This is a genomic window from Nocardia sp. 852002-51101_SCH5132738, from assembly GCF_001665695.1.
GTDB lineage: Bacteria > Actinomycetota > Actinomycetes > Mycobacteriales > Mycobacteriaceae > Nocardia > Nocardia nova.
The window spans coordinates 63,933-86,325 of sequence record NZ_LZML01000098.1 but is presented as its reverse complement, the minus strand read 5'-3'; the positions used below and the strand labels follow the sequence as shown (position 1 = coordinate 86,325).

The following is a 22,393-nucleotide window of genomic DNA, read 5'->3' as shown; positions in this document are numbered from 1 at the left end:
GTGTCCGCGGCGCTGCGGGGTAGGTCCGCGACCGCGGCGCAGGGTGCCCCGCAACCCGGCGAGACCGCGCCGCACGGACTGTCCGGGCATGTGGTCGGCTTCGTGGAAGCCTTGCGCGCCAGGGGAATTCCGGTCGGCCCGTCGGAAACGGTAGACGCCGGCCGAGTGCTCACCGTGGTCGATCTGATGGATCGCGAGATGCTGCGCGAGGGCCTGGCCTGTGCGCTGCTGCGCCGGCCCACCCAGCGCGCCACCTTCGACGGCTTGTTCGAGCTGTGGTTCCCCGCCGCACTGGGGGAGCGCGCGGGCGCCGAGGACATCGAGCTCCCGCGGCGCGACGACGGTGAAATCGACCTGTTCGAATTGCGGCGCATGCTGGCCGAGATGCTGGCCGCCGAGCCGACCGGGGACCAGACCCGGCAGCTGCAGAATCTGGCCGCGCAGATGGTCGAGCAGATGGGGCAGTACCAGTCGGCGAACGGGCCGTCGTTCTCGGCGTATCAAACGCTGAAGGATGTGCAGCCCGAGGTGCTGATCAGCAAGATCCTCGCGGGATTGGCCGCCGGGCAGAACAATTCGGAGTTCGACACCGAGGTCGCCCGCCGCGCCGCCCGGGAACGGGTCAAGGCGTTTCGCGGCACGGTCGAGGCCGAGACCCGGCGGCGCGTAGCCGAGCGGCTGGGCCGCGAGCGGGTGGCGACCTACGGTGTTCAGCGCCAGGCCGAGGATGCCGACTTCCTGCGGATCTCGGAGAACGAACTGGCCGAACTGCGGCGCGGTTCGCAGCGGCTGGCCCGGGTGCTGGCCTCCCGGCTCGCCGCCCGGCGCAGACGGTCCCGGCGCGGCGAGATCGACCTGCGCAAGACGCTGCGCAAATCCATGTCGACCGGTGGGGTGCCGATCACGCTGCAGACCCGGAAGCCCCGGCCCGGTCGCCCGGATCTGGTGCTGCTGTGCGATATCTCGGGATCGGTCGCCGGATTCTCCAGTTTCACCATGCTGCTGGTGGATTCGCTGCGTGAGCAGTTCTCGCGGGTGCGGATCTTCGCCTTCGTCGACCAGGTGGACGAGGTGACCCACATCTTCGATCAGGTCACACCGCTGGATCAGGTGACCCGGCGCATCTTCACCGAGACGAAGGTGGTCGGATTCGAGGGGCATTCGGATTACGGTGCGGCGCTGCGCGGTTTCGCCGAGGACTGGCCGGATGTGGTGACCAGCCGTACCTCCCTGCTGATCCTCGGCGACGCCCGCACCAACTATCGCGATCCGGCGCTGAATACGCTGCGGGAACTCGTCCAGGTGGCCAAGCACGCGCACTGGCTGAATCCGGAGGCCGAAAAGATGTGGGGCACCGGCGATTCGGCGGCCAACCGCTACGCCGAGGTCGTCGAGATGCACGAATGCCGGTCGGCGCGCCAGCTGACCGGTGTGGTGAGCAGGCTGCTTCCGGTCTAGGCCGCGAGGAGGGATAGCGAGCCGTTTGCCCGGAACCATCAGCGGCTGTTAAGCGCTTTCCAAGGCGGGCCGTCGATCATTCGCGCGTGCCGTGCCCATCGGGGGAGTTCGCCGACGAAATCCCCGTCGACCAGCCGAGCGCCCCTGCGGCGCAACGAGATCCCCACGACCGGGATGCCGAGCCCGCCGAGTTTCCCGATGGCGGGCCCCCCGATCGTGAGCGATCCGGCTCCGTGCCGGCTGCGTCCGAATGCCCGGCACCCGCATCGGACGAACCGGCGCCGGGAGATCTCCGGCTGCGGGCACGGGAACTGACCGAGGCCGCGACCGCCCTGCTCGGCACCAGCCCTGCCGTCGCCGAACGAATGTTGTTGCAGGCTCTGCACTGTGGCACGGGCGTTCTCTCCGGTGAACAACGCGCGCGGCTGTACTCGCTGGTGGTGACCGCGGTCGCCAACCAGCCGGGCCGTGAGCACGACCTGGCGGCCGCGGCGGCCGCCGCGGCCGCGAGCTGGACCGGTATCTCCCCTGCCGACGTGGCCCATCACACGCTGCTCGCCGCCCGCGTCCACTACCGCCGCGGTCACCACCGCCGCGCGGCCACCCTGTACGCCGAGGCCCTCGGCTGCGATGCGCTGCCCTATCCGCCGGAAGAAGTCGCGGTGCTGTACGAGCAGCTCGGACGCTGCTTGGAACAGTGCCACCGCCACCGTGCCGCGGCACGGGCCTACACAGCGGGTGCGGCCGCCGTCGCCGGCCGGCCCCAGTGGGACGAACTGCACCGCGACCTGATCGAGGCCGCGACCCGGTCCCGGCGCGCGGCGCGCAACCCGGCCGCGATGGTGCGGGCGTATCTGTCGGCGCGGCGGGCGCGATGAGCTCATAGCACCGGATCGCCGACGAGACCCACCCCCGCCCGGGCCCGCCCAGTAAGCTCGGCATTCGTGCAAAACACAGGCCGGCGCAAACTGGGCGTGATGGGCGGTACGTTCGATCCGATCCATCACGGGCATCTGGTTGCCGCCAGTGAGGTCGCCAACCGGTTCGACCTCGATGAAGTGATCTTCGTACCCACCGGGCAGCCGTGGCAGAAATCCTCACGGCAGGTCTCTCCGGCGGAGGACCGCTATCTGATGACGGTCATCGCCACCGCATCCAATCCGCGGTTCACGGTCAGCCGCGCCGACATCGACCGGGAGAAGGCCACCTACACCGTCGACACCCTTCGTGACCTGCAGAATCAGCATCCGGACGCCGATCTGTACTTCATCACGGGTGCGGACGCGCTGGCCAGCATCCTGACATGGCAGGATTGGGCGGAACTGTTCGAGCTGGCGAAGTTCGTCGGGGTGAGCCGTCCGGGGTACGAATTGAATGTCGACCACCTCGAGGAACATCTGCGAAATCAGCCGGCCGATGCGGTCACCGTCATCGAGATCCCGGCCCTGGCGATCTCGTCGAGCGAATGCCGTCGCCGCGCCGCCGAGGGGCGTCCGGTGTGGTACCTCGTTCCCGACGGCGTCGTGCAGTACATATCGAAACGGCACCTGTACGTGCCGGGAGGGAACGGGAAGGTGAGCCAATGACGGCATCGGCACAGGCGGTGGAGATGGCGCAGGTCGCCGCGCGGGCCGCCGACGAGAAGCTGGCGACCGACGTCGTCGTCCTCGATGTCTCCGATCAGCTGGTGATCACCGACTGCTTCGTCATCGCCTCCGCGCCGAACGAGCGTCAGGTCAACGCGATCGTCGACAACGTCGAGGAGAAGTTGCGTCTCGCCGGGCAAAAGCCGGTCCGCCGCGAGGGCACTCGTGAAGGTCGCTGGGTGCTGCTGGACTACGTCGACGTCGTGGTGCACATCCAGCACAGCGATGAGCGCAATTTCTATGCGCTGGAACGGTTGTGGAAGGACTGCCCGCAGGTCGAGGTGCCGGGTCTGGCGGCTCCCGCGCAGGCTCCGGCGAGTGGTAGCGGGGACCCCGCGTGAACCGCAGGCCCGAAGGCGACACCGCGCGTGAACCCGAACAGGCCGGGGAGCGCGGCATCGAATCCGGTGGGAGCGACGCGGCCGAAGGTGTTGCGGCGGCGGCCGGCTCGCGGGCGACGAAGTATCCGGGGGTGCGCCGGCTGATCCTGCTGCGACACGGACAGACGGAATGGAACGCCGCCGACCGGATGCAGGGCCAGATCGACACCGAGCTCAGCGAATTGGGCCGGCGCCAGGCGAAAGACGCTGCGCGCGATCTCGTTTCCCAGGACGCCGTCGCGATCGTCTCCTCGGATCTGCGCCGCGCCTACGACACCGCACTCGCCCTGGCCGAACACAGCGGACTCGAGGTCGTGCGGGATGCGCGGCTGCGGGAGACCAGCCTCGGCGACTGGGAAGGTCTCGACCATCTCGAGGTGGATGCGCGGTATCCGGGTGCGCGCAAGGCGTGGCGGCTGGATCCCACCGTGACCCCGCCGGGCGGGGAGAGCAAACTCGAGGTCGGCGCGCGGGCGCTGCCGGTGGTTCGCGAGCTGTTCGCCGAGCGTGCGGACTGGCCCGGCCGTACCATCATCCTGGTCGCGCACGGCGGGCTGATCGCGGCCCTGACCGCCGCGCTGCTGGAGCTGCCCGAGCACAAATGGCCGATCCTGGGCGGATTGGCCAATACCAGCTGGGTGCAGCTGAGCAGCCACGGTCCGGGCATCGAGCAGCCGGGTTGGCGGCTGGATGTGTGGAATGCGGCGGCGAAGGTAGCTCCTGATGTCCTCTGAACGCTCCTCCGACGACCGGGACGAACCGGTCCGGCAGGTATCCGACGAACTGTTGCGCAAGGCCTCCGAAGGGCCCGTCCGGCGGCTGCCCGACGCGCTGTTCGGCGGTCCGGTCGCGCCGGTGGAACCGGCCGGGGAATCCGATGCGGCTTCCGAATCGGGCGACGCGGACGACGACGGCGGATCGACCGGTCCGCCGGCCGTTCTCGCGGATGTGCCCACCGAGGCAGAGGAGAATGCGGAACCGGCCGCGGACGCGCGGGAAGACAGCGTGCCCGGCGGTTCCGAGACGACGCCGTCCACCGAGGCGGCGATTACGCACGCCGTATCCGGCGACGCGGCGGTAGCCGATGACGCCGACGCGGCGCTCGATGCCCACGGGAAGTCCGACACCGGTTCCGGCGCGGCAACTCCCGGCGAGCGCACCGTGTCGAGCGCGGCCGTCGACGCCGTATCGGGAACCGACGACGCGGTCTCCGCGGATGCGCAGCCGAGCATCGGCGACGCGGCCGGCACATCCGAGGCTTCGGCGCGGCCCGTGCTGGTCGTGATCGCGGATTCGCTGTCGTACTTCGGGCCGAAGGGCGGCCTGCCCGCCGACCATCCGCGGATCTGGCCGAATCTGGTTGCCGCGAAACTCGATTGGGACGTCGAATTGGTGGCGCGCATCGGCTGGACCTGCCGCGACGCCTATTGGGCACTCATCGGCGATCCGCGCGTGTGGGCCGCGGTGCCGCGCGCGGGAGCGGTCGTCCTGGCCACGGGCGGGATGGACACGCTGCCGTCGCCGCTACCGACGGCGCTGCGCGAATTGATCCGGTATCTGCGCCCCCCGGTGCTGCGCCGGCAGGTGCGTACCGGCTACCAGTGGCTGCAACCGCGGCTGTCGAAACTCGGTCGCCCCGTGGCACTTCCGCCGCATGTGAGCATCGACTACCTGGAACAGTCACGGCATGCGCTGGCCCAGTTGCGGCCGGATCTGCCGGTGGTCTCGGTACTGCCCTCGGTGCACGATTGCGAGGCCTACGGCCGGGTCCACACCGGGCGTGCGCCCGCGGTGCGTGCGCTGCGGGAATGGTCGGCGAAATCCGGTGTGCCGCTGGTGGATCTGGGCGAAGCCGTGCGCGACGACATTTTTTCGGGCGAGGCGAATCCGGACGGGATCCACTGGGGCTGGGAGGGACATGCCGCGGTGGCACGGGCCATGGTGAAGGTGCTGTCGGAGGTGCGTTCGGTCGAGGCCGGTGCATGAATCGGTGCGGATAGCCGATGACCGTCGTGGTGGTCACGGATTCGGCGGCGAGCGTTCCCGCCGAACTGGTAGCGGAGTTGGGCATCGTGGTGGTGCCGCTGCATGTGCTGGTCGACGATCGTGCGATCGCCGAGGGTGTCGACGAATGCGAGATCGACTACGGCGCGTCCACGGTGACGACCTCGTCCGCCTCCCCGGGTGAATTGCGCGCCGCCTATGAGCGCGCCCTGGAGCTCAGCGAGGGTGAGGGTGTCGTGGCCGTGCATATTTCGCGTCAGCTCTCGGCGACCTGGGAAGCCGGGCGCCAAGCCGTGCAGGATATGGATGCCGCCGCCCGGGTGCGACTGGTGGATTCGCTGAGCGCGGGCCTGGGCACCGGGCTGCCCGTACTCGCCGCGGCCCGTCGCGCGAAGTCGGGTGCGGCGCTGGATGTCGTCTACGACACCGCGGTCGCCGCCGCCGGGCGATCTCGCACGTTCATCGTCGTCAATCGGACCGAGCAGCTGCGTCGCGGCGGGCGGCTCAGCACCGCGGCCATGTTCTTCGGCACCGAACTGGTGACCAAGCCGATACTGCAGATCGTCGACGGCAAACTGGAGCTGCGGGAGAAGGCGCGGACGCGATCCAAGGCCTTCGCGAAACTCGTTGCCGCAGCGGTCGATGCGGCCGGTGACGACGGAGCGGCGGTGGCGGTTCAGCATCTCGGTGCCGCCGCGGCGGCGGCCACGATCGCCGGACAGCTCGGCGAACTCATTCCCGGTATGCGGGAGCTCGTGACCGCCGAATTCGGCCCGACACTCGGCGTGCACGTGGGCACCGGTGCGGTCGGCGTCCTGGTGGTCCCCGGCGGCTGCGGCTGAGCGCGTACCACCGCCGGCCGACGAGTTCCGCCCCCGCACCGGGGGTTGTCCACAGCTCGGACGCTGTCCCCAGACATTCCGAAACCCCAGTTCGCGCGCCGAGTCACGGCCCGCCGCGCACATACGGTCACCGTCATGGCGCGACACGAGGATCGGACCCTACTGCGGCAGCGACTGCACGACGTATCACCCAGGCCGGCAACGCTCGGCACCCCCGCCCCCGGTCCGGATGACCCGACCCACGACGGGCTGTGGGACCTCGCCCGATCACCCGCGGACTCGCCCGAACAGCGCCGTGATCCCTCGGGCGGTCCCTCTGGGAGCCGGGATTTCGGCTCGCGCGGTAGCGAACCGGGTCCGCCCGCCGAACCGGTGAGCGGCTCCGACGGCGGCCGAACCATGGTCGCAACGCGACCGGGTGTGGACGCCGGCCGGGACGAGGACGCCGCCGGTGGGCGGACCGGCGTACACGGCGGGACTTGGCCGAGGCGGCCGTATTCGCCGAGCCGTATCCGGCAGAGTCGCGACGATGCCGCGGCGCCTCCTGGTAGTGCGGGAGCCCTCGACCGATGCGACGGTGACGGCCGGGACGGGGAGGAAGGTCCCGCGGCGACCGGCGCGGCGGTGACCTTTTCCGAGGCGCCGGAGAGTCCGCGAATTCCGCAGTGGCTCAGCGAACCGGTGGGATCGGTGACGATCTGGCAGCGGCTGGTTCCGGAGCGATTCCGGGGAGTTCGCGTGGATCCCGGGCGCAAAGGAGTGTGGGTGCTGGCCGGTGCCGGCGTGGCGGCGGTCATCGTGGCGGCGGCCGCCGCGCATCGAGACGATCCGGTGGCAGCGCCCGTGGCGCCGCTACCGGCAGTGCGCACCGACGCCGCCGAAACCTCGATGGCCCCCGCACCGGTGGACGGCCCCGGACTGGCCGTGCGGTCCGATCCGCCCGGCCGGGCGACGCCGTCGTCGGCTCCCGGCGGCGATCTGGTGGTCAGCGTCATCGGTCTGGTCGAACATCCGGGACTGTTGCACCTCGCACCGGGAACACGCGTCGCCGACGCTGTCGCGGTGGCCGTCGCGCGAGACGGTGCGGACCTCGCGGGGCTGAATCTCGCCCAGCGGCTCGCCGACGGAGACCAGATCGTCGTCGGCGCGCCCGCTCCCGCGAGCGGCCCGCGCCTCGGCAGCATGGTCGTTCCGGGTGGACCGCATCCGGCCTCGACATCGGGCGCCGTCGCGCCACGGGGACATAAGGTCAACCTCAACACGGCGACGGAACAGGATCTCGACTCTCTCACCGGGGTGGGCCCCACCACCGCCGCCGCCATCATCGGCTGGCGCACTCAGCACGGCCGCTTCACCAGCATCGACCAGCTCGCCGAAGTCACCGGCATCGGTCCCGCCAAGCTCAACCGTCTCCGCGATCAGGTCACCCTGTGAACCGCGGTGGATCGAGCGGCGGTCGAGTCCGGCCCGAGCGGGCCTCGGACTCCGCCTGCGACGGTGCGGAACGGGGGATGGCCGGTCCCGGTGGCGCTGCAGTGGACGCGCGGCTGCTTCCCGCGGCGCTGGGGTGCTGGGGCGTGACCATTGCGGGCATATCGCTGGGGTGGCGAGCCGGTGTGTGGGTGTGCGCCGGGCTCGCAATCTCGGCGGCCGGACTCGGAATCCTCTTGGCACGTAGCCGTTTTCGGGTGCCGCATCGAGCGGTGTGGTGGGTGGTGCTGGCCGCGTTGCTGGCGTCCGCCGAGTTCGGGGTGGCGGCGTCGTGGGACGCGTATCGGGTGAGTGCGCACCCCCTCGGGCGGCTGGCGGCGGGCAGTGTGGTGACGGTCGAGATGGTGGCGGGGGATCCGAAACCCCTCCCGGTCCGTTCCTTCGGTGGACGGCAATGGTCGATGCGCGCGACGGTGCGCGAATTCCGTTACGGCGCAACATCGGTGCACGGCGATGCGGCGGTGACGGTGATCATGCCGGAGCGGATCTGGTCGGATCTGGTGCCGGGGCAGCACGTCACGTTCCGGGCACGGCTCGATCGCCCGTGGCGGCGGGATCTGACGGTCGCCGTACTGCGGGCCCAGGGTCCGCCGAGCCGCGTCGGCCCGCGCCCGTGGTGGCAGTCGGCGGCCGCGACGGTGCGGGAGAATCTGTCCGAGGCGGCCCGGCGTGCACTGCCACCGGATGCGGCCGGAGTGCTGCCGGGGCTGATCGACGGCGACATCTCCCGGCTGCCGGATCACGTGCGAGAGGACTTCCGGGCGGTCGATCTCACCCATCTGGTCGCCGTGTCCGGAACCAATGTGTCGATCGTCCTGGCCGCCGTGCTGCTCGCGACCCGCGCTCTGACACTCGACCCGCGCTGGGGCGCGGTACTCGCCGGCCTGGCCCTCATCGGATTCGTCATTCTGGCGCGCCCGTCGCCGTCGGTATTGCGGGCGGCGGTGATGGGCGCGATCGCGGTGCTGGCAATGGTGACGGGACGCCGGAAACAGGCGCTCCCCGCGCTGTGCGCCGCGGTGATCGTGTTGATCGCGTTCTCGCCCCAGCTGGCGGTCGACCTCGGCTTCGCCCTGTCGGTGCTGGCAACCGCGGGTCTGATCCTGCTGGCGCCGATCTGGTCGCAGTGGCTCGAACATCGCGGCTGGCCCCCGCTGGTGGCCGAGGCGTTCGGTGTCGCGGCGGCGGCCTTCGCGGTCACCACGCCGATCATCACCGCGCTCACCGGCCATGTCAGCGGTGTGGCGATCGTGGCGAACGTGCTGGTCGAACCCGTCGTCGCGCCGATCACGCTGCTCGGCGTCGGCGCGGCCGTCCTGTCCTGCTGCTGGCAACCGGCGGCGATCGTGGTGCTGAACCTGGCCGAGCCGCCGCTGTGGTGGTTGCTCTTCGTCGCCGAACGCGGGGCGGCGCTGGGGATTTCGCTGCCGATGCCCGCGGGCGCGACGGGCGCGGCACTGGCCGGAGCGCTCATCGGCTGTGGTGTCGCCGTGCTCGCCCGGCTCGGCTCGCGCCGCACTCGCACACATGCGGGCCCGGCGCCGCCACCCGGACAAGGCGACGGGTCGGTGAACCTGTCACCGCCCACCCGTAGGATCGTGCCGTGACCGATCACCTGGCTGCCTTACATCTGGTACTCGGTGAGGAGGAACTGCTCATCGAACGGGCGGTCGCCTCGATCGTGGCGCAGGCGCGGGCCGCGACCAACGATCCAAGCGCGATGCCGGTGGATCGGCTGCGGGCGGGGGATGCGAGTGCCGCCGAACTGGCCGAACTGCTGAGCCCCTCGCTGTTCGCCGAGGATCGGGTGATCGTGCTCGAGGCCGCCGCGGAGGCCGGTAAGGACGCGGTGGCGCTGGTCACCGCGGCCGCCGGTGATCTGCCCGAGGGAGTTGTGCTCGTGGTTCTGCATTCCGGCGGCGGCCGGGCCAAGGCGCTGGCGCCGGCTTTGCAGAAACAGGGCGCCGACGTGCACAACTGCGCCAAGATCGGTAAGGCGAACGAGCGAAACGAATTCGTGCGCAACGAATTTCGCACCGCCGGCGTGCGAGTTTCGAGTGACGTGGTGCAGGCCGTGGTGGAGGCGATCGGATCGGATCTGCGAGAGCTGGCCGCGGCCTGTTCCCAGCTGGCCGCCGATACCGGCGGCAAGGTGGATGTCGACGCGGTGCGCCGGTACTACTCCGGTCGTGCCGAGGTCACCGGCTTCGAGGTCGCCGATCTTGCCGTCGCCGGTGACCGCCCCGCGGCCATGGAGGCATTGCGCTGGGCGACCGACCGTGGCGTTCCCGCCGTTCTGCTCGCCGACGCGCTCGCCGATTCCGTACACACCATCGCGAGGGTCGGATCCGCCGGACGTGGCGATCCGTTCGCGCTGGCCTCGCAACTCGGCATGCCGCCCTGGAAGGTGAAGAAGGCACAGACCCAGGCGCGCGGCTGGACCGCCGCCACCATCGGCAACGCCCTGCACGTGGTGGCCGCCCTCAATGCCGACGTCAAAGGCGGTGCGGCCGATACGGATTACGCGCTCGAACACGCCTTGGCCGCGATCCTGGATCTGCACGCCGCCTCGCACTGAGCCGCGGCCGCTGCGCTCGTGCAATGTGTCCGGATCTAGCGGTGGTTGTGCGCGATGATCTCGCCGACCAGTGCGGGCCCCGGGAAGTCGGTCATCACGACGCCGGTCGCCGTGCCGGGACGGGAGCGGAGATAGTCGAGTGCGCGCTGATTCTCGTATTCGGCGTAGCGGTGGGGAAATTTCGCCGGGTCGGGCACCCCGGAGGCCGACAGGAAGTCCATCGACAGGGCGTGGGCGCCGATGGCCGGGGCCTGCGCGAGGTGGGCGACGACGGACGCCCATTTGTCCTCGCGCGTGGGTTTGTCCCACAGATCCTGTGCGTCGATCGGCAGACCACGGTCGTCGATTCCGTCGGCCCGGATCACGACGATGGCGCCGCGCACCTCACCCAGCCGGGGAAGCGCGACCGGTCCGGTCGCCGCCGGTCGCTACACCCGTGGCTGCGCGTTCAGGTACCGATCCAGCAGCGGTGGGTCGGGCGGTCGCCCACCCGCGTCCTCGCACTGAAACGTCTTGTCCTCGTTCGTGCATTCGGCCTTCACCCGCATCAGGAGCGTTTCGCGCGGATGCCGATTCAGGAATTGTTCGCCCGCCCGCAGCACGTCGTCGAGACCGGCCTGCTGATAGAAGCTGCCGTGCTGTACGCCGAGGTTGCCGGCCTCGTCGCGCCGGACCCGGATATCGAGCGCCCGGATGCCGGCCTCGAGCTGGGTGCTCAGGGTTCGTTGCGAGGCGCAGGTCGGCTCGGTGCAACCGGTATCGAACTTCTCCTGGGTGACCACGGCCGGTCCGGCCTTACCGCCGTGGATCGACAGGGTGTCGTGGGTGCCGGGAACGGACATCTCGCCGAGCGAGGTGCTGTCGGGCAATGCGCCCATCCAGTCCGGATTGCTCGCCGAGTCGAGGTGATCGATCGCGCCGGCGGTGGCGGCCCGGGGCATCCCGGCGGCCTCGGTGCCCGGCGCGGCCGATGCCGACCGCGTCGCGGCGGCGGATCGTGCGGTCGGCGTCGATTGATCACACCCGGTCAGCAGCGCGCTCGACACCGCCGCCACCACGAGGAAAAGGCCCGTGCTTCTGCGAATTTCCCCACCCCACACCCGCACCACGCTAGCGGACGCGAATCAACGACAAAAGCCGCCGTGGTCATCTGCGATGCAGATCCTCTGCCACGGCGGCGTTGCGAATGCTGTTGTGCGGCAAAATCAGCCGCGTCGGTTCCGGCCGCGGCCGGAACCCGGGAAATCAGCCCAGCTTGTTGAAGGCCAGCGAGAGGGCCGACTTCTTGTTGGCGGCCTGGTTGGCGTGGATGACGCCCTTCGAGGCGGCCTTGTCCAGGCTGCGGCTCGCCGAACGCATCAGCTCGAGCGCCTTGTCCTTCTCGCCCGCCGCGGCGGCCTCGCGGAACTTGCGGATCGAGGTGCGCAGCGCGGACTTCACCGACTGGTTGCGCACCCGCGCCGCCTCGTTGGTGCGGATCCGCTTCATCTGGGACTTGATGTTGGCCACGCCTGTTCCTCTGATTCCTTCTCGTCAGTTGATGTGCTCTAGATGTTCGTGAAAAGTCTCTGGGCGCACTACACCGAAACGGGTAGCGCCGCGCCGACGATCGAGGTTACCAGTTGAGGCGGTGCGAAGCGAAATCGCCGTGCCTGCGCCCGGTCATCGCACAATCCGGTCCGAGTATCCGCGGTCTGCTCCCGATATGCGAATCGCCGTCATTGTGCACCGTTATCCGGTCCCGTAGCGTCCGACTTGGACGGCCGTACGGGTCGTTCAGCGAGTTTCCTGAATCTCCACGTGGTACCGACTCGAAGCACACGCTCGAAAAGGGAGGTGGCAGATGTCTCCGACTGCTCAGGAAGTGCTCGAAAATGTAGTCGAGCAGCGTGAAGTGCCGTTGGCTCGAAAATTGGTGGCCGAGGTGATCGGCACATTCGTACTGGTCTTCGGCGGCGTGGGTACGGCCGTCTTCGCCGGAAGCCGGGTGGGGGTGCTCGGAATCGCGCTCGCCTTCGGTTTCAGCCTCTCGTTGCTGGTCTACGCGATCGGCCCGATCTCAGGAGCGCACGTCAATCCGGCGGTGACCATCGGTCAGCTGGCGATGGGCAGGATCAGCTGGCTCACCGCCGTCGACTACTGGGTCGCGCAACTGGTCGGCGGGTTCATCGCCGGTGCGGTGATCTTCGGCATCGCCAGGAATCTGCCGTCCTACAACCGCGCCTCCGACGGTCTGGCCGCAAACGGCTGGGGTGCGCACAGCCCATCGGCTGTGCATGTGCGTGGCCCCATGGCAACGCTCACGCAGGACGGTTACGGCTTGGCCGCGGCCGTCACCGTCGAGGTAATCCTGACCGCGCTGCTGGTTTTCGTGGTCTTGGCGTCGACCGACCGGATCTCGCATGTCGGGATGGCCGGGCTCGGTATCGGTATCACTCTCGCGGTGATCAACCTGATCGCTATCCCGATCGACAACGCCTCGGCGAATCCGGCACGCAGTCTCGCGGTCGCTCCGTATCAGAACGGGGCACTGCCACAGGTCTGGGTCTTCGTAGTCTTCCCGCTGCTCGGCGGCTTGTTGGGCGCGCTGGTCTACAGCGCCTTGTTCGGCCGCACCCGGCATCTCGCCGACTGATCCGGCGACGCCGATGGTGAATCCGGTCGCGCCACGTGCGGCCGGATTCACCGGTTCGGCCGGCCTGCTCAACCCCAGTTGTATTCCGCACACAGCCGATGCGCGACGTGATCGAAGGTTTTCCGCGGGAGAATCGCCCCCTCACGCCGGATGCCCGCTTCGGGCACGTCGAGCACCCGGTCCAGCCGGACCCAGCTGTCGCGCCCCTCGTAATCCCAAGGGCCCGAACCGATTCCGATCCAATTGTGCTCGGCGCCGCGCGCCGGATTCGAGGAGAGCATCAGCCCCAGCAGAGTCTTGCGCTCCCGGCCCACGACCAGCACGGGGCGGTCCTTGCCGTTGGCCGGATCCTCCTCGTACGGCACCCAGGTCCACACGATCTCGCCCGGATCGGCGCGGCCGTCGAGTTGAGGGCAGTAGACGATCTGGCGGGCACGTTCCCGGGTGGGCACCGGAGTCGAGGCCGCCGGCCGCACCGCGACCGTGTCCTTGCGGCGGCCGCCGAGAGCGCGGTCCCACATCGAGGAACGTTGCATCCGGTCGACGAGTTTCGGCGCCTGCTTCTTGACGATCCGGGGCCCCTGCTCCTTGGCAATGGTCCCCAACTGCTTGCCCAGAGAGCTCCATGTGCTGGCCATATCGGCAGAGCTTAACGGCGAACCGCGCTCGGCTCATCCCTGCCGGATTCGCCTGTGCCGGGCGGGGAATCGAGTGTGCCGCCGCTCACATCCGGGTCGCCGGCCCCGGGAACTGCGCCGTTGCCGCCGATGCCGGCCCGCCGGTGCGTGCACGACCACGCGGTATGCGCACGTAGACTGCCGCATGGCGACTTATCGACTTGTTCACGGGTAGGAGTGTCCCATCAGCACGTTTGCCGACACGACGTTCACCGATCCCTCGCGGATCCGGAACTTCTGCATCATCGCGCATATCGACCACGGCAAGTCCACGCTGGCCGACCGCATGCTGCAGTTGACCGGGGTGGTCGAGGAACGGCAGATGCGTGCGCAGTATCTGGACCGGATGGATATCGAGCGCGAGCGCGGGATCACCATCAAGGCCCAGAATGTGCGGCTGCCCTGGAACGTCGATGGCACCGACTACGTCCTGCACTTGATCGACACCCCCGGCCACGTCGACTTCACCTACGAGGTCTCGCGGGCACTCGAGGCGTGTGAGGGTGCGATCCTGCTGGTCGACGCGGCCCAGGGCATCGAGGCGCAGACGCTGGCCAACCTGTATCTGGCACTGGACAAGGATCTCGAGGTCATCCCGGTGCTGAACAAGATCGACCTGCCCGCGGCCGATCCGGACCGCTACGCCGCCGAGCTGGCCCATATCGTCGGCTGCGAACCGGAGGACGTGCTGCGCGTATCGGGCAAGACCGGCGTCGGCGTTCCCGAACTGCTCAACAAGGTGATCGAGACGGTCCCGCCGCCGGTCGGCGAGGCCGATGCCCCGGCCCGCGCGCTGATCTTCGACTCGGTCTACGACACCTACCGCGGTGTCGTCACCTACGTGCGTGTGGTGGACGGCAAGCTCACCCCGCGCCAGAAGATCAAGATGATGTCCACCGGCGCCACCCACGAACTGCTGGAGATCGGCATCGTCTCGCCCGAGCCCAAGCCCACCCAGGGCCTCGGCGTCGGTGAGGTGGGCTATCTCATCACCGGTGTGAAGGACGTCCGGCAGTCGAAGGTCGGTGACACCGTCACCACCGCGCGCGACGGCGCCACCGAGGCGCTGACCGGCTATCGCGAGCCGCGTCCGATGGTCTACTCCGGTCTCTACCCGGTCGACGGTTCGGACTATCCGGACCTGCGTGACGCGCTGGACAAACTGCAGCTCAACGATGCCGCGCTCACCTACGTGCCGGAGACCTCGGTCGCGTTGGGCTTCGGTTTCCGCTGCGGCTTCCTCGGACTGCTGCATATGGAGATCACCCGGGAGCGGCTGCAGCGCGAATTCAACCTGGATCTCATCTCCACCGCGCCCAACGTGATCTATCGCGTGATCATGGAGGACGGCACCGAACAGGTTGTCACCAACCCGTCGTTCTGGCCCGAGGGCAAGGTGCGCCAGATCTTCGAACCGGTGACCAAGTGCACGATCATCGCGCCGAGCGAGTTCGTCGGCACCATCATGGAGCTGTGCCAGTCGCGCCGCGGTGAACTGCTCGGCATGGACTATCTGTCCGAGACGCGCGTGGAGATGCGGTACACCCTGCCGATGGCGGAGATCATCTTCGACTTCTTCGATTCGCTGAAGTCGCGCACGCGCGGTTACGCCTCGCTGGACTACGAGGAGGCGGGCGAGCAGGAGGCCGCGCTGGTCAAGGTCGACATCCTGTTGCAGGGCGAGGCCGTGGACGCCTTCTCGGCCATCGTGCACAAGGACGCCGCCCAGGCCTACGGCCACAAGATGACCACCAAACTGCGCGAGCTCATTCCGCGGCAGCAGTTCGAGGTGCCGATCCAGGCGGCCATCGGCTCGAAGGTCATCGCCCGCGAGAACATTCGCGCGATCCGTAAGGACGTGCTGGCCAAGTGCTACGGCGGCGACATTTCGCGTAAGCGCAAGCTGCTCGAGAAGCAGAAGGAGGGCAAGAAGCGGATGAAGACCATCGGCCGGGTCGACGTTCCGCAGGAGGCCTTCGTCGCCGCGCTCTCGACCGATTCGTCATCGGACAAGCCGAAGAGGTAGTCTCCAAGGTTCCGTGAGATCAGTTGGACCGTTGACCGAGTCGACTGCCGGTTGATCTTGGGGCTTTCCGGTCACGACCGCCGGTGGCAAGCTCAGAAAGTACCGCTGTGGCCTGTCATCTGTCCGCCTGAAAGAAACCTGAAGGATGTGACAGGCAAGTTTTCCGGAAATAAGGTGTAAAAAGACCCAAATTCGGTAACACCCCGTTCGGTTTAGCCAGCCGAACGCTGAGAGCGGAGTTTGTATGACGCGTGAGCTGCCCTTCGACGATGATGCGGACGCGGGCGATCATGCGAACGATGCCGCATATCGCGTCGCGACCGGTGTCGCGCGGGTGGCTCGGGCCGGTGCGTACGTCACCGGCGGCGCGCTGATCGCCTCCAACGGGTCGCCCGCACCGGAGAACGAATCGCACAACAGCCACATCACCGGCTGGTCCGCCGCCGATCCGCATCCCGATGTGCCGAGTCCGGTGGTGACCTATCCGGATCCGTCACCGGACTCCGTTCCGCCGACCCTCGGGAACTCCGCGTCGCACGCCCCGGCCGCACCCGCGCCGGGACTGGCGCTGCCGGAACAGCACGGCACGGATGCCTATCCGGGGCTGCAATTGCCCTTCGCCGACGGTGGTCAGCCCGCGCCCGGTATCGGCGGCCTGCCCGGCTCGCCCGACGGCGGGTCGACCGCGCCGCCCTTCTCGATTCCCGGTTCTCCCTCGCACCCGGGCAATCCGCATTCGGGCCACGGTGGTTTCAGTAATCCGGGATTCGGTGGGGGACAAGGCTTTGCGATTCCCGGGACGCACCATGCCAGTGCCCCGGCCGGTTTCGGCCTGCCCGGTGCGCCGGAATCGGAGACCTCGGGAGGCTTCGGTTTGCCGGGTCAGTCCCACGCGTCGGGGGCCTTCGGGCTGCCCGGTGCCGAGGACGCGGTGGATCAGCGGCAGGCCGATGCCGACACGGCCGGCGCCGATCCCTACCCGACCGCACCGCTGCCCGGGCACGGACTGGGCCTGCCCGGCACCAACGGACTCCATCTGCCCGGGATGAACGGGTTCGGCCCCGGCGGGTTCGGCGGTCTGTCGGATCCGCACGACGGTCTGTCGGATCCGCATCCCGGTGCCTTCGACGGCATCGGTGACGGCGGTAATCCCGGCATCTTCCTCGGCACCGAGATGAAGATCGACGCGCACGTCGGATTCGACGGAATCTGGGTGACGACCGAGACCAAGGTCGATTTCGCCGTCGGCGACGTCGGGCACCAGCTCGACGACTACGGGCAGTGGCTCGGCAGCGGCACCCACCAGATCCCCGCCGGCGCAAGCGCATCGGACGCCTCCGGCTGGGCCGGCCAATTCGGTGGCCCGACCTCGAGCGCCCACGCGTCCGGTAGTGCGGCCGACGGTGTGGCCCCGGGTGCGGCGGTGGCGCCCCCCGGTGCGGCCACGGCCGCGGCGACGCATGCCGGGGCCGCGAACGGTCCTGCGGGCGCGGCGGTGAACGGACCCGGCGCCGCGGTGCCGGGCTCGTCGGCGCTCGCGCCACAATCCGGGCCGATCGCCACCTCGGCCGCCCCCGGCTCGACGCCGTTCGCTACCGCTCAAGCGTCCGCGCCGGTGACGAATGTCGCGGCGCCGCAACCGGTTTCGACCGCACCGGTCGTGGCCGCGCCGGCGCCGGTCGCACCCGCGCCGGCGCCCGCGCTCGTCCAACCGGTCTCGGCGACGCCACTGCAGACCACGATTCAGCCCGAGGCCGCTACCCACCCGATCGCGAACGTGATCACCACGCATGCGGGACCGTCCCCGCTGACCGCGCCCGCGGTGGCCGTTCCGGCGCTGTTCGACGATCGGCCCCGCCATGCCGGTACGGACACCGGACTGCCGGGCGGTGCCGACGATCCGTCGGAATCGGGCGCCGGGCGGACCACCACCCACGCGCCGACCACCACATCGCACGGCACCACCACGACCCACGACGCCGATGCGACGAAGACGCCGACCGCGCCGAGCACCTCGCACGCGCCGGGGACCACGCCCGGCGGCGAGCACACCACCACCCGTCCGGGTACCTCGACCGATCATGATTCCGTCGACCGGCCCACGCCGACCGTGACGGTGCCTCGCGACACCGATTCCGGCCATCCCACCCGCACCCCCGGTACGACGCCGTCGGATACCGACAGCGACTCCGGGCCGTCGACCTCCGCCGGCGCGGACGCGTCGACGCCGGGCCATACCGCGACGCATACACCGGGCACCTCCTCGGGGGCGGACACCTCCGCCACCGGCAACGCCGACGATCCGACCGTGCCGTCACGCGGTTCCCAGGTGCCGACCCACGATCCGGATTCCGTACCGACGCAGCAGGTTCCTACCCAGCAGGTACCGACCCAGCATGCGACGCCGCCGAGCCACGACCAGACCGTCCCGACACACGAACCGACCGTGCCGACCGCGCAGCACACCGCACCCGTGGAGCCGCCGACCGTGATCAAACCGCCGACCACCATCGATCCCGTGCCGAATGCGCACGTTCCGGTGAAACCTGTTGCGGCTGTAAACGATTCGTACGACACCTCGCTGTGGACCGATCCCGGCCACGGCCTGACGAGTGTGTCCGCCGCCGGACTGTCCGGCGGTCTGCACGAAACCACCTTTGCCGAGATGCACCATCCGGTGGACCACCCTGTCGTCGATTTCCACGTGCTTCCGCTGTGACGGCGGTGGAGTCGCCGGGTGCCAAACACCCCGACGAGATGGCCCCGCTGCTCGCGCAGCTCGACGAATTGCTCGACCTGACCCGCGCCGCGGGCCGGGCCGATCTCACCGCACGACTGGGGATGTCGCGGGCTCGGGTGGCCGATCCGCGCGTGCGGCTGGTGGTCGTCGGCGAACCCAAGAACGGGATGAGCACGCTGGTCAACGGTCTGGTCGGCAGCGCGGTGAGCGCGACCGGCAGTCCGGTCAGCGTTCCGGTGATCGCCGAATACGGTCCGGAGGCGACCGCCACGCTGGTGCGCTCGCTGCCCGGCGGTCGCACCGAACGCCAGCCCGTCGACCCGCTGAACCCCGGTCCGGCGCTGAGCGCGGCCGGCGTGATCCGAGCCGAATTCACCGACCCGAGCCCGCTGCTGGCCGAGGGGTTCGTGGTGATGGACGCGCCCGGCGCACCCGCCGACGCGCCGACTACCTGGTCGCTGATCGCCGCCGCCGACGCCGTGCTCTACGTCAGCGACGCGGCCGCGGAATACACCCCCGAGCAGATCGCCCTGCTGCAGCGCATCCGGCAGGTGTGCCCGACGGTCGTCTGTGTGCTGAACAAGATCGATCGCTACAGCCATTGGAGCCGGGTGCAGCAGCGCAATCGCGAGCTGCTCGACGCCGCCGGCCTGGGTTTCGCGGTGGCCCCGATCTCCGCCGATCTGCATCTGCGTGCCGGTGACGATCACCGCCGCGATATCGAATCCGGTGTGCCGCAACTGATCGACCATCTGCGCGGATACGTCCTCGCCCGCGCCGACGCCGTCGCCCGGGAAGCGGCGCTGCGCGACATCCGCACCATCACCGATCATCTGGGGCTGGCCCTGCGCAGTGAGGCCGAAACCCTGCGCGATCCGCAGCGCTACACCGCGATCACCGATCAACTGCGCACCGCGCGCGCCGAGGCCGACGATCTGCGCCACCGCAGCGCCAACTGGCAGGTCACCCTCGCCGACGGCTGTTCGGAACTGATGGCCGATATCGAACACGATCTGCGGCACCGGCTGCGCGTACTGGTCCGCCACGCCGAATCGGAGATCGCCAAGCGCGATCCGGCTCGCAGCTGGGACGAATTCGGCGCCGATCTGGATTCCCGGATCTGCGAGGCGGTCGAGGAGAACTTCGTCGTCGCCCACTATCGGGCGGTGGAACTGGCCGAGCAGGTCACCGCGAAGTTCCCCGCCGACTCGCGCGATGTGCCGCTGCCCGATCTGCGGCTCGAGGATCCGGGCGACGTCCTCGAACCGGTGTCGTCGCTGGAGCCGCTGGATACCGCGAAGGTGGGTTTCACCTCGTCGCTGCTGAACGTGATGCGCGGCTCCTACGGTGGTCTGCTGATGGTCGGGTTGCTCACCAGTTTGCTGAAAATGCCGCTGGTGAACTGGTATTCGGGTGCGGCGGCCGCCCTGCTGGGTATCAACGCCCTGTGGGAGGACCGCAAGCTGCGCCGTGAGCGCCGCCAGTCCGAGGCCAAGGTGGCGGTGGCTCGCCTGATGGACGATGTGATCTTCCAGGTCGGCAAGGAGTCACGGCATCGGCTGCGGGCCATGCAGCGCATGTTGCGCGACCACTTCACCGATCTGGCCGATCAGACGCTGCGATCGGTGGACGAATCGCTGCGCGCGGCCGAGGAGGCGGCGGCGATCAACTCGCCGGAGAGTCGTGAACGGCGTCTCACCGAAATCGAGCGATCGATGGTGCGGTTGCGGGAGATCCGCGAAAACGCCGACGTGCCTTAGCGTTCGTGCTGTGCGCATTCGTGGCGGGTGGTCCGGGGCATATCGGACCACCCGCTGCTTCGTCAGCCCGCGGGATGAGCCGGATGGAATTCACCGGCCCCGGTGGAGTGTTCGGCCCGGATCACATGCATCACCGCGTTGATCAATGCCAGGTGGGTGAACGCCTGCGGGAAGTTACCGAGATGCCGTCCGGTGTAGGGGTCGATCTCCTCGGCGTAGAGCTTGAGCGGGCTGGCGTATCCGAGCAGCCGTTCCAGCAGATGCCGCGCCCGGCGCACCTCGCCGATCTCCACCAGCGCCGATACCAGCCAGAACGAGCAGATGGTGAATGTGCCCTCCGCACCGGACAATCCGTCGTCGGTGGTGTCGGTGCGGTAGCGCAGCACCAGACCGTGCTGGGTCAGATCGGAGGCGATGGCCAGGACCGTGGCGCGCACCCGCGGATCGGTCGGCGGCAGGAAGCGCAGGAGTACGACCAGCAGCAGTGAGGCGTCGAGGCTGTCACCACCGTAGGTCTGGGTGAAGACGCCCTTGTCGTTCACCCCGTGGGCGAGTACATCGGCGCGGATCTCTTCGGCCAGCGCGGCCCACTTCTCGGCGTAGTCGGTCTCGCCGTGCAATTCGGCGAGTTTCGCGCCGCGGTCCAACGCGACCCAGCACATCACCTTGGACGAAGTGAAATGCTGCGGTTCGCCGCGCACCTCCCAGATGCCGCGGTCGGGTTTGCGCCAGTTCTCGATCGCCGCCTCGACCTGCCGCTTCAACATCGGCCACAACGTTTCCGGGACTTGCTGGCGTGATTTCACGTGCAGATAAACCGAATCCAGAATGGTGCCCCAGATGTCGTGCTGCTGTTGCTGGAACGCGCCGTTGCCGATGCGGACCGGCTTGGCGCCGTCGTAACCGTGCAGGTGCGGGATCTCGGACTCGTCCAGATCGCGTTCCCCGCCGATGCCGTACATCACCTGAAGCGGTTGCGCCTCACCGTCTTTCGCGGTCGCGACATCGTGCAGGAAGGCGAAGAAGTCGTCGGCCTCCCGGTTGAGGCCCAGCGTGTAGAGGCCCCACAGGGCGAAGGTGGAGTCGCGCACCCAGCTGTAGCGGTAGTCCCAGTTGCGTTCGCCGCCCGGCGTTTCCGGCAGCGAGGTGGTGGCTGCCGCCATCAGGGCGCCGGTCGGGGAGTAGATCAGACCCTTGAGCGTGAGCGCGCTGCGCTGCAGATAGCCGCGCCACGGATGATCCGGGAACTTGCCCAGAGTGATCCACTGCCGCCAGCATTCGGTGGTCTGCCACATCTTCTGCGCCGCTTCGGCGAAGGTGCGCGGGGCCGGCAGCGGCGACCAGGACAGGGCCACGAACAATTCGTCGCCCTCGCGCATGCGGGTGCGGGCACGGGCCTCGCGCCCCTCCAGCCCCAGCCGCATATCCGTGGTGAGAACCAGTTCGCCGCAGGGCAATTCGTCGTGGGCGCAGGTCGCGGTGGCGGTGGCGCGTTCGTAGACCTCGCCGGTGTATTCCCAATTCACGGGCGCCCGGTGATAGTCGAAGGCCGGTTCGCAGCTCATCTCCAGTTCGACCACGCCGCTGACGCATTTCACCGTGCGCAGCAGGATGTGCTCGGCGTCCCAGTCCTCCGGGGTGCGGCGGTAGGTCCGGCTGCGCCGGTCGGTGTTGTGCCAGGGGCCCAGGACCAGCGCATCGCGGACGATGATCCAGCCGGTGTCGGTCTGCCAGGTCGTCTCCACGATCATGCCCCCGGGCAGATAGCGCCGCGCCGCGGGCACGTTCACGCCGTAGGGGCCGAGCCGGAAGTGTCCGGCGCTGCGGTCCAGCATGGCGCCGAACACACTGGGTGAATCCGGCCGCGGCAGGCACATCCACTCGACGGCACCGTTGCGCGCGATGAGGCAGCAGGTCTCGCAATCGGAGAGGAAGGCGTAGTCGTCGATCGGCGGATACGACGACTTGTGCACGACGCCCGCCGAAATGGGCAGGTAGTTCGCCGAGATCTCGGCATCGGAGACATCGGCCAGGGCATCGCGCGGCGGCGACATGTCGTCGAGCGTCTCGATGAGGGGTTGTTCGGTGATCGGTTCGTCGTAGGACGCCATACAGCCATCATGGTGGATTCCGGTCCCGTTCGCCGGGACTGTCGG

The 22,393-nt window shown here is 69.0% G+C and carries 19 protein-coding genes; 14 read left to right on the top strand and 5 right to left on the bottom strand.

Annotated elements, in window-relative coordinates:
• The first annotated feature begins 12 nt into the window (after positions 1 to 12).
• From A5789_RS13335 to holA, 10 genes are all read left to right on the top strand, one after another.
• Entirely contained in the window at positions 13 to 1,458 is a 1,446-nt protein-coding gene (locus tag A5789_RS13335) for a VWA domain-containing protein (protein WP_064902725.1), read from the top strand.
• Between the two features lie 233 nt (positions 1,459 to 1,691).
• Positions 1,692 to 2,336: a hypothetical protein gene (locus A5789_RS13330; protein WP_064902686.1), complete on the top strand. Its 645-nt coding sequence runs from the start codon at positions 1,692 to 1,694 to the stop codon at positions 2,334 to 2,336.
• Between the two features lie 66 nt (positions 2,337 to 2,402).
• Positions 2,403 to 3,044: a nicotinate-nucleotide adenylyltransferase gene (gene nadD / locus A5789_RS13325; protein ID WP_030512813.1), complete on the top strand. Its 642-nt coding sequence runs from the start codon at positions 2,403 to 2,405 to the stop codon at positions 3,042 to 3,044.
• Complete coding sequence (gene rsfS / locus A5789_RS13320) at positions 3,041 to 3,445, top strand: ribosome silencing factor (RefSeq protein WP_064902687.1); 405 nt, start codon at positions 3,041 to 3,043, stop codon at positions 3,443 to 3,445. The genes nadD and rsfS overlap by 4 nt, the downstream gene beginning before the upstream one ends.
• 131 nt (positions 3,446 to 3,576) lie before the next feature.
• Positions 3,577 to 4,218 carry a histidine phosphatase family protein gene (locus A5789_RS13315; protein ID WP_063015533.1) on the top strand — a complete coding sequence of 214 codons (642 nt, stop codon included), beginning with the start codon at positions 3,577 to 3,579 and terminating at the stop codon, positions 4,216 to 4,218.
• Between the two features lie 496 nt (positions 4,219 to 4,714).
• A complete protein-coding gene (octT, locus tag A5789_RS36555; protein WP_064902726.1) occupies positions 4,715 to 5,470 on the top strand; it encodes a diglucosylglycerate octanoyltransferase in 756 nt (251 codons plus the stop codon).
• 17 nt (positions 5,471 to 5,487) lie between these two features.
• A complete protein-coding gene (locus A5789_RS13305) occupies positions 5,488 to 6,330 on the top strand; it encodes a DegV family protein (protein WP_064902688.1) in 843 nt (280 codons plus the stop codon).
• Between the two features lie 624 nt (positions 6,331 to 6,954).
• Complete coding sequence (locus tag A5789_RS38550; protein WP_369817503.1) at positions 6,955 to 7,764, top strand: ComEA family DNA-binding protein; 810 nt, start codon at positions 6,955 to 6,957, stop codon at positions 7,762 to 7,764.
• A gap of 77 nt (positions 7,765 to 7,841) precedes the next feature.
• Complete coding sequence (locus A5789_RS13295) at positions 7,842 to 9,428, top strand: ComEC/Rec2 family competence protein (protein WP_082940684.1); 1,587 nt, start codon at positions 7,842 to 7,844, stop codon at positions 9,426 to 9,428.
• Positions 9,425 to 10,399 (top strand): DNA polymerase III subunit delta, encoded by a 975-nt coding sequence (gene holA, locus A5789_RS13290; RefSeq protein WP_063015521.1) that lies wholly within the window; start codon positions 9,425 to 9,427, stop codon positions 10,397 to 10,399. The genes A5789_RS13295 and holA overlap by 4 nt, the downstream gene beginning before the upstream one ends.
• A 35-nt stretch (positions 10,400 to 10,434) precedes the next feature.
• On the opposite strand, the gene A5789_RS13285 is transcribed toward holA, so the two are convergent.
• The 3 genes from A5789_RS13285 to rpsT form a co-directional block, all read right to left on the bottom strand.
• The gene (locus A5789_RS13285) at positions 10,435 to 10,782 is read right to left on the bottom strand and encodes a hypothetical protein (RefSeq protein ID WP_064902690.1); all 348 of its coding nucleotides are present in this window, start codon (positions 10,780 to 10,782) and stop codon (positions 10,435 to 10,437) included.
• A gap of 45 nt (positions 10,783 to 10,827) precedes the next feature.
• Positions 10,828 to 11,445: a phosphatidylinositol-specific phospholipase C domain-containing protein gene (locus tag A5789_RS13280; RefSeq protein ID WP_155525739.1), complete on the bottom strand. Its 618-nt coding sequence runs from the start codon at positions 11,443 to 11,445 to the stop codon at positions 10,828 to 10,830.
• Positions 11,446 to 11,644: 199 nt separating this feature from the next.
• Positions 11,645 to 11,908, bottom strand: a complete 264-nt coding sequence (gene rpsT / locus A5789_RS13275) for a 30S ribosomal protein S20 (RefSeq protein ID WP_039777096.1) — start codon at positions 11,906 to 11,908, stop codon at positions 11,645 to 11,647.
• Between the two features lie 334 nt (positions 11,909 to 12,242).
• Between rpsT and A5789_RS13270 the strand changes: the two genes are divergently transcribed.
• Positions 12,243 to 13,034, top strand: a complete 792-nt coding sequence (locus A5789_RS13270; RefSeq protein ID WP_064902692.1) for an aquaporin — start codon at positions 12,243 to 12,245, stop codon at positions 13,032 to 13,034.
• A 68-nt stretch (positions 13,035 to 13,102) separates the two neighbouring features.
• On the opposite strand, the gene A5789_RS13265 is transcribed toward A5789_RS13270, so the two are convergent.
• A complete protein-coding gene (locus tag A5789_RS13265; RefSeq protein ID WP_030512824.1) occupies positions 13,103 to 13,672 on the bottom strand; it encodes a type II toxin-antitoxin system PemK/MazF family toxin in 570 nt (189 codons plus the stop codon).
• A 223-nt stretch (positions 13,673 to 13,895) separates the two neighbouring features.
• On the opposite strand from A5789_RS13265, the gene lepA reads away from it, so the two are divergent.
• The 3 genes from lepA (at position 13,896) to A5789_RS13250 (ending at position 20,237) form a co-directional block, all read left to right on the top strand.
• Positions 13,896 to 15,737 (top strand): translation elongation factor 4, encoded by a 1,842-nt coding sequence (lepA, locus tag A5789_RS13260; protein ID WP_082857134.1) that lies wholly within the window; start codon positions 13,896 to 13,898, stop codon positions 15,735 to 15,737.
• A gap of 244 nt (positions 15,738 to 15,981) precedes the next feature.
• Positions 15,982 to 18,456, top strand: a complete 2,475-nt coding sequence (locus A5789_RS13255; RefSeq protein ID WP_064902693.1) for a hypothetical protein — start codon at positions 15,982 to 15,984, stop codon at positions 18,454 to 18,456.
• Positions 18,453 to 20,237 carry a hypothetical protein gene (locus A5789_RS13250; RefSeq protein ID WP_227462943.1) on the top strand — a complete coding sequence of 595 codons (1,785 nt, stop codon included), beginning with the start codon at positions 18,453 to 18,455 and terminating at the stop codon, positions 20,235 to 20,237. Before A5789_RS13255 ends, A5789_RS13250 begins: the two co-directional genes overlap by 4 nt.
• Before the next feature lie 62 nt (positions 20,238 to 20,299).
• On the opposite strand, the gene A5789_RS13245 is transcribed toward A5789_RS13250, so the two are convergent.
• Entirely contained in the window at positions 20,300 to 22,348 is a 2,049-nt protein-coding gene (locus tag A5789_RS13245) for a glycoside hydrolase family 15 protein (protein ID WP_063019396.1), read from the bottom strand.
• Between the last annotated feature and the right edge of the window lie 45 nt (positions 22,349 to 22,393).